Annotated in this window: 9 protein-coding genes and 2 pseudogenes; 4 read left to right on the forward strand and 7 right to left on the reverse strand. The window is 62.7% G+C overall.

What is annotated here, in order from left to right:
• Positions 1-2: 2 nt before the first annotated feature.
• The 3 genes and pseudogenes from KDB76_RS23495 to KDB76_RS23505 all read left to right on the forward strand — a co-directional run.
• Entirely contained in the window at positions 3-1,100 is a 1,098-nt protein-coding gene (locus tag KDB76_RS23495; protein WP_013974083.1) for a DUF1513 domain-containing protein, read from the forward strand.
• A 233-nt stretch (positions 1,101-1,333) separates the two neighbouring features.
• Positions 1,334-2,380: pseudogene (locus KDB76_RS23500) on the forward strand (efflux RND transporter periplasmic adaptor subunit); the annotation flags it as partial.
• Between the two features lie 2 nt (positions 2,381-2,382).
• Positions 2,383-4,791, forward strand: a pseudogene (locus tag KDB76_RS23505) (MexW/MexI family multidrug efflux RND transporter permease subunit); the annotation flags it as partial.
• A 168-nt stretch (positions 4,792-4,959) separates the two neighbouring features.
• Here the strand turns inward: KDB76_RS23505 and KDB76_RS23510 are convergent.
• The 5 genes from KDB76_RS23510 to colR form a co-directional block, all read right to left on the reverse strand.
• The gene (locus KDB76_RS23510) at positions 4,960-5,193 is read right to left on the reverse strand and encodes a hypothetical protein (protein WP_038410124.1); all 234 of its coding nucleotides are present in this window, start codon (positions 5,191-5,193) and stop codon (positions 4,960-4,962) included.
• On the reverse strand, positions 5,190-5,891 hold the full coding sequence (locus tag KDB76_RS23515) for a lipopolysaccharide kinase InaA family protein (RefSeq protein WP_013974087.1): 702 nt from the start codon (positions 5,889-5,891) through the stop codon (positions 5,190-5,192). Before KDB76_RS23515 ends, KDB76_RS23510 begins: the two co-directional genes overlap by 4 nt.
• A gap of 6 nt (positions 5,892-5,897) precedes the next feature.
• Entirely contained in the window at positions 5,898-6,581 is a 684-nt protein-coding gene (locus KDB76_RS23520) for a class I SAM-dependent methyltransferase (RefSeq protein WP_013974088.1), read from the reverse strand.
• A gap of 107 nt (positions 6,582-6,688) precedes the next feature.
• A complete protein-coding gene (locus KDB76_RS23525) occupies positions 6,689-7,999 on the reverse strand; it encodes a HAMP domain-containing sensor histidine kinase (protein ID WP_013974089.1) in 1,311 nt (436 codons plus the stop codon).
• Entirely contained in the window at positions 7,989-8,672 is a 684-nt protein-coding gene (gene colR, locus KDB76_RS23530) for a two-component system response regulator ColR (protein ID WP_003255215.1), read from the reverse strand. The genes KDB76_RS23525 and colR overlap by 11 nt, the downstream gene beginning before the upstream one ends.
• Before the next feature lie 183 nt (positions 8,673-8,855).
• Here colR and KDB76_RS23535 point away from each other — a divergent pair, with 183 nt between their 5' ends.
• Complete coding sequence (locus KDB76_RS23535) at positions 8,856-9,584, forward strand: phosphatase PAP2 family protein (protein WP_013974090.1); 729 nt, start codon at positions 8,856-8,858, stop codon at positions 9,582-9,584.
• 178 nt (positions 9,585-9,762) lie between these two features.
• Here the strand turns inward: KDB76_RS23535 and groL are convergent, their stop codons facing one another.
• Together groL and KDB76_RS23545 are read right to left on the reverse strand one after the other, a co-directional pair.
• On the reverse strand, positions 9,763-11,403 hold the full coding sequence (groL, locus tag KDB76_RS23540; protein WP_013974091.1) for a chaperonin GroEL: 1,641 nt from the start codon (positions 11,401-11,403) through the stop codon (positions 9,763-9,765).
• Positions 11,404-11,451: 48 nt separating this feature from the next.
• Positions 11,452-11,745 (reverse strand): co-chaperone GroES, encoded by a 294-nt coding sequence (locus tag KDB76_RS23545; protein WP_003260750.1) that lies wholly within the window; start codon positions 11,743-11,745, stop codon positions 11,452-11,454.
• Positions 11,746-11,878 lie beyond the last annotated feature (133 nt).

Here is an 11,878-nt window from a genome sequence, read left to right on the forward strand (position 1 = left end):
TCATGCTGCGACGCCAGGCCCTCAAACTCGGTAGCGTATTGCTCAGCGCCCTCACCCTGGGCGGCTGGAGCCTGTTCCGCAACAAAGGCAGCGAGCCCCTGCTGCTGTCGGCGCGTGACGACGGCGACGGCAAGCACTATGCGGTCGGGTTCCGCTTGGACGGCACCCAGGTGTTCAGCACCCAGGTCGCCCAACGTTGCCATGCCATCATCCATCACCCGGACCTGCCGATCGCCCTGTTCGTCGCCCGCCGTCCCGGCACCGAAAGCTACCTGGTCGACCTGCGCGACGGGCGCCTGCTGCAAACCGTCACCTCGCAGCCGAACCGGCACTTCTACGGCCACGCGGTCATTCACAAAGGTGGCGAATGGCTGTATGCCACCGAGAACGACACCACCGACCCGGGGCGTGGCGTACTCGGCGTGTACCGCTTCGAAGGCGAGCGCCTGGTGCACAGCGGGGAGATTCCGACCCACGGCATCGGCCCGCACGAAGTGGCCTGGCTGCCGGACGGCGAAACGCTGATCGTGGCCAACGGCGGTATCCGCACCGAAGCCGAAAGCCGGGTGGAGATGAACCTCGACGCCATGGAACCGAGCCTGGTGCTGATGCAGCGCGACGGTACCCTGCTGAGCAAGGAAACCCTGGCCCAGCAGATGAATAGCGTGCGCCACCTGGCGGTGGGCAGCGATGGCACCATCGCCGCCTGCCAACAGTTCATGGGCGATGCCGATGAAACCGCCGAACTGCTGGCGATCAAGCGCCCGGGCGAGCCGTTCAAGGCCTTCCCGGTGCCGGAGCGACAGTTGCAGGCCATGGCCCAGTACACCGCCAGCGTGGCTATCCACAGCGAGCTGCGGCTGGTCGCGCTGACCGCGCCACGAGCCAACCGCCTGTTCGTCTGGGACCTGGACAGCGGCGCGGTGCGGCTGGATGCGCCAATGCCCGATTGCGCGGGGGTGGGCGCGGTACAGGACGGCTTTGTCGTCACCTCCGGGCAGGGCCGTTGCCGGTTCTATGATTGCCGCAAGGCCGAGCTGGTCGGGCAACCGATGAACCTGCCGTCCGGTTTCTGGGACAACCACCTGCATCTCGTCTGATTTTCGGGTTGGCTGTACTGGCCCCTTCGCGGCTAAAGCCGCTCCCACAGGAATAGCGCAACCCGCTGACTGCGCGGTCCCTGTGGGAGCGGCTTCAGCCGCGAAGGGGCCGGCCCAGGCATTCCACTCCCTTTCCCCCAAAAAACAGTCAATACTTCCCCCATCCACACGTGGGCAGGATCGCCCGTTGTCGTGTCTAAGCGAATAACAACCGCATCCAAGGAACCGGACCTATGCTGCGCCGCCGCATGCTCATCATGTTGGCCGTGGTTCTGCTGATCGTGCTGGCCCTGGGGGGCTACAAAGCCTTTTCGATCTACCAGCAGATCCAGATGTTCACTGCCCCCAAGCCGCCCATCACCGTGGCGGCCGCCTTGGCCGAACAGCGCCCGTGGCAAGAGCGCCTGCCCGCTGTCGGCAGCCTCAAGGCGCTACAGGGCGTTGAGCTGAGCCTGGAAGTGGAAGGCATCGTCAAGGCCCTGCATTTCGACTCAGGCCAGCAGGTCAAGGCCGGGCAACTGTTGCTGCAACTCAACGACGACCAGGAAACCGCCCTGCTCGGCACCGCCCAGGCCGACCTGGGCCTGGCCAAGGTAGATTTCGGCCGTGGCAGCCAGCTGGTCGGCGACTCAGCCATCTCCCGCGGCGAATTCGACCGCCTCACCGCCCAGTACCGGCGCAATCAGGCGGTGGTCGACCAGCTCAAGGCATCGAAGACCAAGAAGAGCATCAGCGCTCCGTTCAGTGGCACCATCGGCATTCGCCAAGTGGACGTCGGCGACTATCTGGCCGCCGGCACGGTGATCGCCACCCTGCAGGACACATCCAGCCTCTACGTCGACTTCAACGTACCGGAACAGGCCCTGCCGCACCTCAGCCTGGGCCAGCAGGTGCTGGTGCAGGTGGCCGCCTACCCGGGCCAGACCTTCCCCGCCAGCCTCAGCGCCATCAACCCCAAGGTCGAGGAAACCACGCGCAACCTGCTGGTGCGCGCAACCATGGCCAACCCGGACAGCAAGCTGCTGCCGGGCATGTTCGCCAGCCTGCTGATCCTGCTACCCAACCCGCAGCCACAAGTGGTGGTGCCGGAAAGCGCCATCACCTACACCCTGTATGGCAACTCGGTGTATGTCGCAACGCCGAAAAAGGACAAGGACGGCAAGCCACTAAACGACGACAAGGGCCAGCCGCAGCTCACCGCCGAGCAGCGCACGGTGCAAACCGGCGAGCGCCGTGACGGCGTGGTGGTGGTCAGCAAGGGCCTGCAGGCCGGGGAACAGGCCTTTCCGCGGCCGGCGAGGTGAAGGGTGAATACGTGGTCACCAGCATCAACGCCAGCACCGAGCTGAAGTCGGCCGAGGCGTTCGCCGCCCTGCCGGTCAAGACCAGTGGCGACAGCCGCGTGCTGCTTGGCGATGTGGCGCGGGTCGAGATGGGGGCTGAAAACTACGATACGGTCAGCTCGTTCGACGGCACCCCATCGGTGTACATCGGCATCAAGGCCACACCAGCCGCCAACCCGCTGGACGTCATCAAGGAAGTGCGGCGCATCATGCCCGAGCTGGAAAGCCAGCTGCCCTCGGCGCTGAAGGTATCGATCGCCTATGACGCCACGCTGTTCATCCAGGCCTCCATCGACGAAGTGATCAAGACCCTCGGCGAAGCGGTACTGATCGTCATCGTGGTGGTGTTCCTGTTCCTCGGTGCCCTGCGTTCGGTGCTGATTCCGGTGGTGACCATTCCGCTGTCGATGATCGGCGTGCTGTTCTTCATGCAGATGATGGGCTATTCGCTCAATCTGCTGACCCTGCTGGCAATGGTGCTGGCCATCGGGCTGGTGGTGGACGACGCGATCGTCGTGGTGGAAAACATCCACCGGCACATGGAAGAAGGCAAGTCACCGTTCGACGCCGCCCTCGAGGGCGCCCGCGAAATCGCCATGCCGGTGGTGTCGATGACCATCACCCTGGCAGCGGTGTATGCACCGATCGGCTTCCTTACCGGGCTCACCGGCGCGCTGTTCAAGGAGTTTGCCCTGACCCTGGCCGGTGCGGTGATCATCTCCGGCATCGTTGCCCTCACCCTGTCACCGATGATGTGCGCGCTGCTGCTGCGCCAGGAACAGAACCCCAGCGGCCTGGCCCACCGCCTGGACGTGCTGTTCGAACGCCTGAAGGTGCGCTACCAGCGCCTGCTGCACACCACCCTCGACAGCCGGCCTGTCGTGCTGGTGTTTGCCGTGATCATCCTGTGCCTGATTCCGGTACTGCTGAAGTTCACCCAGAACGAACTGGCGCCGAACGAGGACCAGGGGGTGATTTTCATGATGAGCAGTTCGCCGCAGCCGGCCAACCTTGATTACCTCAACGCCTATACCGACGAATTCACTCCGCTGTTCAAGGCTTTCCCGGAGTATTACTCGTCGTTCCAGATCAACGGTTTCAATGGCGTGCAGACCGGCATCGGCGGCTTCCTGCTCAAGCCCTGGAACGAGCGCGAGCGCACGCAGATGGAGCTGCTGCCGCTGGTGCAGAGCAAGCTCGAAGAAATCAGTGGCCTGCAGATCTTCGGCTTCAACCTGCCGTCGCTGCCCGGCACCGGCGAGGGCCTGTCATTCCAGTTCGTGATCAACAGCGCTGGCGACTACCCAGCACTGCTGGATGTGGCCCAGCGCATCAAGGCCCGCGTCCAGGAATCAGGCAAGTTCGCCTTCCTCGACATCGACCTGGCCTTCGACAAGCCCGAGGTGGTGGTGGATATCGACCGGGCCAAGGCGGCGCAGATGGGGGTGTCGATGGACACCTTGGGCAGCACCCTGGCGACCTTGCTGGGCGAGGCGGAAATCAACCGCTTCACCCTCGAAGGCCGCAGCTACAAGGTGATTGCCCAGGTCGAGCGGCCTTACCGCGACAACCCCGGCTGGCTGAACAACTACTACGTGAAGAACGACCAGGGCCAACTGCTGCCGCTATCCACCCTGATCACCCTTACCGACCGCGCCCGCCCGCGCCAGCTCAACCAGTTCCAGCAGCTGAACTCGGCGATCATCCAGGGCGTGCCCATGGTCAGCCTGGGCGAGGCGCTGCAGACCGTACAGGGCATCGCCCGCGAGGAGGCTCCGGAAGGTTTCGCCTTCGACTATGCCGGCGTGGCGCGCCAGTACGTCCAGGAAGGCAGCGCGCTGTGGGTGACCTTCGGCCTGGCATTGGCGATCATCTTCCTGGTGCTGGCGGCGCAGTTCGAAAGCTTCCGCGACCCACTGGTAATACTGGTGACGGTGCCGTTGTCGATCTGTGGCGCGCTGCTGCCACTGTTCCTTGGCGTATCGAGCATGAACATCTACACCCAGGTCGGGCTGGTGACACTGATTGGGCTGATCAGCAAGCACGGCATCCTGATTGTCGAGTTCGCCAACCAGTTACGTGAGGAGCGCGGCATGAGTGTGCACGAAGCGATCGAGGAAGCCGCGGCGATTCGCCTGCGGCCGGTGCTGATGACCACGGCGGCGATGGTATTTGGCATGGTACCGCTGATCCTGGCGACTGGTGCGGGGGCAGTCAGCCGCTTCGACATCGGTACGGTGATTGCCACCGGGATGTCGATCGGCACGCTGTTTACCCTGTTCGTGTTGCCTTGTATCTACACCCTGCTGGCGCACAAGGCGGTTGCCAGGGAAACATCGGTTGCCTGAACCGGCCTCTTCGCGGATGAACCCGCTCCCACAGGTACGGCACCGGATCCGGAATGGGTGCAGTACCTGTGGGAGCGGGTTCACCCGCGAAGAGGCCGGCGAGGCAAATGCAAAAATGCCAAAGGCCCCGCAATCGCGAGGCCTCTGGCATTTCCATCTACACCGGATTCAACCGAACGGCCGCAACCCCTGGCGCATGCCGAACAGGAACAGCAACAGATCCTGATCCGGCGCGGCCTCGGCTTGTTGCTGCAGTTTCATTTCCCGCGGCAACGCGCACTGGTCGGCCAGTTCGGCCTTGCTGAACACTGTCGGCTTCGGCTCCTCCCAGGCAGCCACCGCCACGGTGGTCACCGCCCGGCCAGCTACCAGGAACAAAGCTCGAGCTATTTCTAGTTTCATTGCCCTAACCCTTTGACAGCGCTGCCAAACGCCATCTGGTAAAAGTAGAGCAGTGTTTGCCATTCCGCGTCATTCATCGACGAATGGCGGCGCAGCTGGCGCAGGTCATTGCCCGCCGCACGCTGGCAGCTGATGCGCCGACGGCATTTTTCCAGGTCCAGCAGCGCGACTTCGACCCGGGCCTGCTCGCCCTCGCCAATCACCTTGACGAACACATGCTTGCCATACAGACAACCGTGCTGCCAGTGCCCCAGGTGCATGCGCGCCAGGTTGTCCGCCAGGTCCTTGAGCATGCGCTCATGCACCACCTGCGGGTAACGCTCGCGGGCACCTTCGGCATGCCAGGTATCGAGTTCGACGAAACCGTCGAGTGCTTCGCTCACCAATAGCGCACGCCACTGCTTGTCGGCACCACGTTCGGCGCCACAGAAGACGATGCGCGGTACACGCACGCCCAGTTGCTCGAAGCTGTTCAACGCATCGAGCTCACGCAATACGGTCGGCCGGCCGAAAGGGTGCAGCAGGCTACGGTAGATATGCCCGACCTGGCGCTTGGCATACAGCAGCTTGCCATTGCCATCGTCGAGGCGTTGCACACCGCTCTCGCCACCACGGCGCTGGTTAGGCTCCTCGACCCACTCGCCCTGCTGGCGCCAGTAAAAATCGAACCGCGACTCCCCGCTCTGGGCTACAGCCATCAAACACTACCCCTTACGCAATACATATACCCGCCACATGGCATAGAACGGCAGGAAGTCGAGGCGTTCCTGGATTCTGAAGCCGGCGGCTCGGAATTCTTCTTCGACCGTGTCGGCCGGTAACACAAACCGGTTCTGGTAATTGTCCTGGTCGCCCTTCCTGGACCTGCGGCGCTGTTCCAGTTTTTTCCGGCGCCATGCTTTGAAATTACCATCCACCCACAATGACAGGATCACACTATCACGGCTAACCCGTTGAAATTCCGAAAGAATGGTCTTTCTGTGCGCCGCTTCGCCGATGTGGTGGAACAAGCGCATGCAGAAGATGCTGTCCACCGAATTGTCCGGCAAGTCGATGGCAAATGCCGAAGTCTGCAAAGGGCGTACCCGTGCCACCACCTCTGGCGCTTGCGCGGTACAGGCTGTCTCGATCATCGCTTCTGAGTTGTCGGCGCCGATGATCACCCGGTTGGGCTTTTCTGCCAGCAACGGCCAGAAGCGGCCAGCACCGCATGGCAGGTCGAGGACCAGCCCAGGCTCACCAGCCAATGCCAAGGCACGACGCGCCAGTTGCTCATCACGCTTGTGGGAAAGGCGTCGCGCAAGGCCATCCTGGTGCTTGAGAAAGTACTCGCGGGCATGTTCTTTGTCGTACTTCTCGGAAAATTCAAGCTTGATGGGGCTACGCATTGGGCATCTCCTGACTCCATTCCGCCCACATTAGGTAAGTAAGCGTAGGAATCAGGTCATGCTGATGTGAAAAATATGTTGAGCGCCGAATGGCCTGTAACAACAGATTACTCGACCAAAGCCTCTGGATCGCCCTTCACTGCGGTTTTGCTCAGGTCGACCACGAAACGGCAGCCGTGTGGCAAGGTTGATGTCAGGGTGACATGCCAACCTTGGTCATCGCAGATGCGCTGTACCAACGACAGGCCCAGGCCCAGGCCCTCACCGCGCCGCTCATCGCCGCGCACGAACGGCCGGAACATCGCCTCGCGCTGTTCCTCCGGGATACCCACGCCACTGTCCTCCACGCTGAAGCCGGTGGCTTCCAGGCTCAGGCGGATGTAGCCGCTGTCGGTGTAGTGCGCGGCATTACGCAGCAGGTTGCCCATTACCGACTGCAGGAAGGTGGCGTTGTACAGTACCGGGCTGGCACTGACGCGGCCATCGTAATACAAGGCCAGGCCCTTCTGTTCGATGGTGTCGCGCCAAACCCCGACCAGTTCGTCAGCCACCTCCCGCAGGGTGGCCCGCGATGCCACCGCACCCTCGTCGCGCTGTGCCCGGGCCAGCATCAGGAAGGTCTTGACCAGCTCGCGCATTTCTTCCGTGGCCCGCGCCACACGCTCCACCTGGCTGCGCGAGCGGGCGTCCAGCGTCGGGTTTTCCATCAGCAGCTCACACGAGGTGGCCAGCACCATCAAGGGTGTGCGCAATTCATGGCTGACGTCGCTGGTGAACAACCGTTCGCGGGTCAGGGCATCGCGCAGGCGGCCCAGGGTATCGTCGAAGGCTACCGCCAGCTGGCCGACTTCGTCTGCGGCATAGTCCGGTGCCAGCGGCGGGGCCAGCCCCAGCAACTGGTCACGGTGGCGTACCTGGCGCGCCAGGCGGATCACCGGCGCCATCACCCGGCGCGCCACCAGCCAGCCGAGGATCACCGCCAGTACCAGGCTGAGCACGAAGCCCACCACCACCACCGCGAACAGCAAGCGCTCGCGCTCTTCGAAGTCGCTCTGGTCCTGCAACAGCACATAGCGACGGCCATCAACGATCTCGACCATGGCGTGGTACGACAGTTGATCGCGGAATACCTCGTGGAAGCCGCGGTCAAGGTGGCGCAGGTCCTTGGGCAGCTCGAAGTCGTCGCGCCCGCCGCTGAAATAGAACAGCTGGTCGGGGCGGGGGCGGTGGCTCCAGTCGCTGACGCTGTCCATGCGCAGCAGGCGCTGCAGGTCACCGCCCAGCACCGACGAAATCAGCCGCTCCTCGACCAGGTGCACGGTGCCGACGATGCCAAAGGCGAAGGCCCCGGCCACCAGCGCGCTCATCAGGGCAAAGGCGATGATGATGCGCTGGGCAAGGCTTTGCTTAAACTCCATCACGGCCCTCGGCGAGGCGATAGCCGACGCCATGGACGGTATGCAGCAGCGGTTTTTCAAACGGCTTGTCGATCACCTGGCGCAGCTGGTGCACGTGGCTGCGCAGGCTGTCGCTGTCAGGGCAATCATCTCCCCAAAGGGCTTCTTCCAGCACTTCGCGACGCAATACGTGCGGGCTTTTCTGCATCAGCACCGCCAGCAGCTTGAGGCCGACAGGGTTGAGCTTGAGCAGGCGGCCCTGGCGGGTGACTTCGAGGGTGTCCAGGTCATAACTGAGGTCGGCCACCTGCAAGGTGCGGCGCCCGCCGCCCTGGGCCCGGCGCAGCACCGCTTCGATGCGGGCAGCCAGCTCCGACAGGGCGAAGGGCTTGAGCAGGTAATCGTCGGCACCGGAGCGGAAGCCCTGCAGGCGGTCGTCCAGTTGGTCGCGGGCGGTGAGCATGATCACCGGCGTATCGCGGCGGGCGTCTTCGCGCAGGCGCTTGCACAGGGTGTAGCCGTCGATGCCCGGCAACATGATGTCGAGCACGATCAGGTCGTAGTGCTCGGTGGCAGCCAGGTGCAGGCCGGACAGGCCATCCTGGGCACAGTCGACGGTGTAGCCCTTCATGCCCAGGTAATCGGCCAGGTTGGCCAGGATATCGCGGTTGTCTTCAACCAAAAGAATGCGCATCGGTTTCTCCTGTGCGGCGCTTCTCGCTGTGGTGCGCGGCAGGCGCAGCTTAAGGCCTATGCCTGCAGGGTGCCAGCCCCAGGGAAAATTCAGCGCACTTGACGGTTTTTTCACTGATCCTTCACGGACACAGGATAGCGGGCGGCCGACAATGCCCGATCTTTTTCGCGCCCTGGAGCCGTCATGCAGCAACCAACCCGCCCTCGCCCGATCAATTTCTGGCTGTACCTGGGGCTACCCCTGGCGACCGCGCTTGGCCTGATCCTGCTGGAACTGACCTCGGTCGACATGGACATTGCCAACCTGTTCTTCGACCCTGCTGCCGGGCAGTTCATCGGCCGCCACAGCTATTTGCTGGAGAACATCCTGCATGACAGGGTCAAGCAGGGGGTGATCCTGCTGGGAGTGATGTCACTGGTGACCTTTGCTGCCAGCTTCTTCTGGAAGCGCCTGTTCGGCTGGCGCCGTGAGCTGGGCTGCCTGGTACTGGCACTGGGCCTGTCCACGGCGTTTGTCACACCGCTGAAGAAAGTGACCCAGGTGCAATGCCCGTGGAGCCTGACCCAGTTTGGCGGGAAGGAAACCTACAGCAAGCTGCTGGAACCGCGGCCGGCGACCGACAAGCCCGGGCTGTGCTGGCCGGGCGGGCATGCCGCCACCGGGTTCTGCCTGTTCGGGCTGTTCTTCATGTTGCGTGATCGCAAGCCGAGGCTGGCACGGGTGGCGTTGACGGTGGCCTTCGTCGCCGGGTCAGTGCTGTCGCTGGGGCGGATGATGCAGGGGGCGCACTTCCTGTCGCACAACGTGTGGACGGCGGTGTTCTGCTGGCTGATCGGCTTGGGGTCGTATTACCTGGTTCTGTATCGTCGGGGAATGGCTGAGGTACCCGCCGCTGAGCGTAGCGTCGCCTGAACCCGGGGCCGCTTTGCGGCCCTTTCGCCGGCAAGCCAGCTCCTACAGGTAAAACGCCTGTCACAAGGTTGGCGCAAACCTGTGGCTGCACAGCAGCCCCAATGGTCCCAACAGGAAAACAAAAAAGCCCCGGTTCTCGCGAACCGGGGCTTTTCATGGTGCAGGGGGTAAGGCTGGCTTACATCATGCCGCCCATGCCACCCATGCCGCCCATGTCAGGCATGCCAGCAGCTGGCTTGTCTTCCGGCAGGTCGGCAACCATGGCTTCAGTGGTGATCATCAGACCGCCGATCGAAGCAGCAGCTTGCAGCGCCGAGCGGGTGACCTTGGCTGGGTCCAGGATACCCATCTCGATCATGTCGCCGTATTCGCCGGTAGCAGCGTTGTAACCGAAGTTACCCGAACCTTGCTTGACCTTGTCAGCGACAACGCTTGGCTCGTCGCCGGCGTTGGCAGTGATCTGGCGCAGCGGCGCTTCAACAGCGCGACGCAGCAGGGCGATACCGACGTTCTGGTCTTCGTTGTCGCCTTTGAGGTTGGCAATGGCAGCCAGGGAGCGAACCAGGGCTACACCACCGCCAGGTACCACGCCTTCTTCAACGGCTGCACGGGTAGCGTGCAGGGCGTCTTCAACGCGGGCTTTCTTCTCTTTCATTTCAACTTCGGTGCCGGCACCGACCTTGATCACGGCAACACCGCCAGCCAGTTTGGCCAGACGCTCTTGCAGCTTCTCACGGTCGTAGTCCGAGGAAGTCTCTTCGATCTGGGCACGGATCTGCTTGACGCGTGCTTCGATCTCGGTATCGGCGCCAGCGCCGTCGATGATGGTGGTGTTTTCCTTGGACAGGATGACGCGCTTGGCGTTACCCAGGTGCTCCAGGGTAGCGGTTTCCAGCGACAGGCCGATTTCTTCGGAGATGACCTGGCCGCCAGTCAGGACGGCGATGTCCTGCAGCATGGCCTTGCGGCGGTCGCCGAAGCCCGGAGCCTTGACCGCAGCAACCTTGACGATGCCGCGCATGTTGTTGACTACCAGGGTAGCCAGGGCTTCGCCTTCAACGTCTTCGGCAACGATCAGCAGTGGGCGGCCGGCCTTGGCAACGGCTTCCAGAACTGGCAGCAGCTCACGGATGTTGGAGATCTTCTTGTCGACCAGCAGCAGCAGCGGGCCTTCCAGCTCGGCAACCATGGTGTCCGGCTTGTTGACGAAGTACGGGGACAGGTAGCCGCGGTCGAACTGCATGCCTTCAACGACCGACAGTTCGTTTTCCAGGCCCGAGCCTTCTTCAACGGTGATCACGCCTTCTTTACCGACTTTTTCCATGGCTTCGGCGATGATTTCACCGATGGAGTTGTCGGAGTTGGCGGAGATGGTACCTACCTGGGCGATGGCCTTGGAGTCGGCGCATGGCTTGGACAGGTTCTTCAGCTCGGCGACGACGGCAGCGGTGGCCTTGTCGATGCCGCGCTTCAGGTCCATCGGGTTCATGCCGGCAGCGACGGCTTTCAGGCCTTCGTTGACGATGGCCTGAGCCAGGACGGTAGCGGTGGTGGTGCCGTCACCGGCAGCGTCGTTGGCCTTGGAAGCAACTTCCTTGACCAGTTGGGCGCCCATGTTCTCGAAGGCGTCTTTCAGCTCGATTTCCTTGGCGACGGAAACGCCGTCCTTGGTGATGGTCGGAGCGCCGAAGCTCTTGGCCAGCACCACGTTACGGCCTTTCGGGCCCAGGGTCGCTTTTACCGCGTCAGCCAGAACGTTGACACCAACCAGCATTTTCTTACGAGCGGAATCGCCGAATTTTACGTCTTTAGCAGCCATGATCGTTTAATCCTTGGAATTCTTTGGAGTAACGGGAAGTCGGGGAAATCAGCCTTCGATAACGGCGAGGATTTCGTTCTCGGCCATGACCAGCAGGTCTTCGCCATCGACTTTCACGGTGTTGCTGCCCGAGTAAGGGCCGAAAACCACTTTGTCACCCACTTTCACGGCCAGTGCGCGAACTTCGCCGTTGTCCAGGATGCGACCGGTGCCGACGGCGACGACTTCGCCGCGGTTTGGTTTTTCAGCGGCCGAACCCGGCAGGACGATACCGCCAGCGGTTTTCGATTCTTCTTCGCTGCGACGGATAACGACGCGGTCATGCAGAGGACGAAGCTTCATTGTCGATCTCTCCCAAATTGTGGTTTTCATCGGCCGGTGTCGACACCGGCGGGTTGTTGCTGTCCGGCGTTGCCGGGGTGGCCCGCAATGGGCGAACCACCTGAGTTATGCCTGGTGTTGCCACCAGAAACCT

Source organism: Pseudomonas sp. JS425, from assembly GCF_018223845.1.
GTDB classification, from domain to species: domain Bacteria; phylum Pseudomonadota; class Gammaproteobacteria; order Pseudomonadales; family Pseudomonadaceae; genus Aquipseudomonas; species Aquipseudomonas asiatica.

What these genes read in the sequence shown, in the direction of transcription:
- KDB76_RS23510 (WP_038410124.1), bottom strand. Translation starts at nt 5,193, where the DNA reads ATGAAACTAGAAATAGCTCGAGCTTTGTTCCTGGTAGCTGGCCGGGCG.
- KDB76_RS23525 (WP_013974089.1), bottom strand. Translation starts at nt 7,999, where the DNA reads ATGGAGTTTAAGCAAAGCCTTGCCCAGCGCATCATCATCGCCTTTGCC.
- KDB76_RS23520 (WP_013974088.1), bottom strand. Translation starts at nt 6,581, where the DNA reads ATGCGTAGCCCCATCAAGCTTGAATTTTCCGAGAAGTACGACAAAGAA.
- KDB76_RS23515 (WP_013974087.1), bottom strand. Translation starts at nt 5,891, where the DNA reads ATGGCTGTAGCCCAGAGCGGGGAGTCGCGGTTCGATTTTTACTGGCGC.
- KDB76_RS23545 (WP_003260750.1), bottom strand. Translation starts at nt 11,745, where the DNA reads ATGAAGCTTCGTCCTCTGCATGACCGCGTCGTTATCCGTCGCAGCGAA.
- KDB76_RS23535 (WP_013974090.1), top strand. Translation starts at nt 8,856, where the DNA reads ATGCAGCAACCAACCCGCCCTCGCCCGATCAATTTCTGGCTGTACCTG.
- colR (WP_003255215.1), bottom strand. Translation starts at nt 8,672, where the DNA reads ATGCGCATTCTTTTGGTTGAAGACAACCGCGATATCCTGGCCAACCTG.
- KDB76_RS23495 (WP_013974083.1), top strand. Translation starts at nt 3, where the DNA reads ATGCTGCGACGCCAGGCCCTCAAACTCGGTAGCGTATTGCTCAGCGCC.
- groL (WP_013974091.1), bottom strand. Translation starts at nt 11,403, where the DNA reads ATGGCTGCTAAAGACGTAAAATTCGGCGATTCCGCTCGTAAGAAAATG.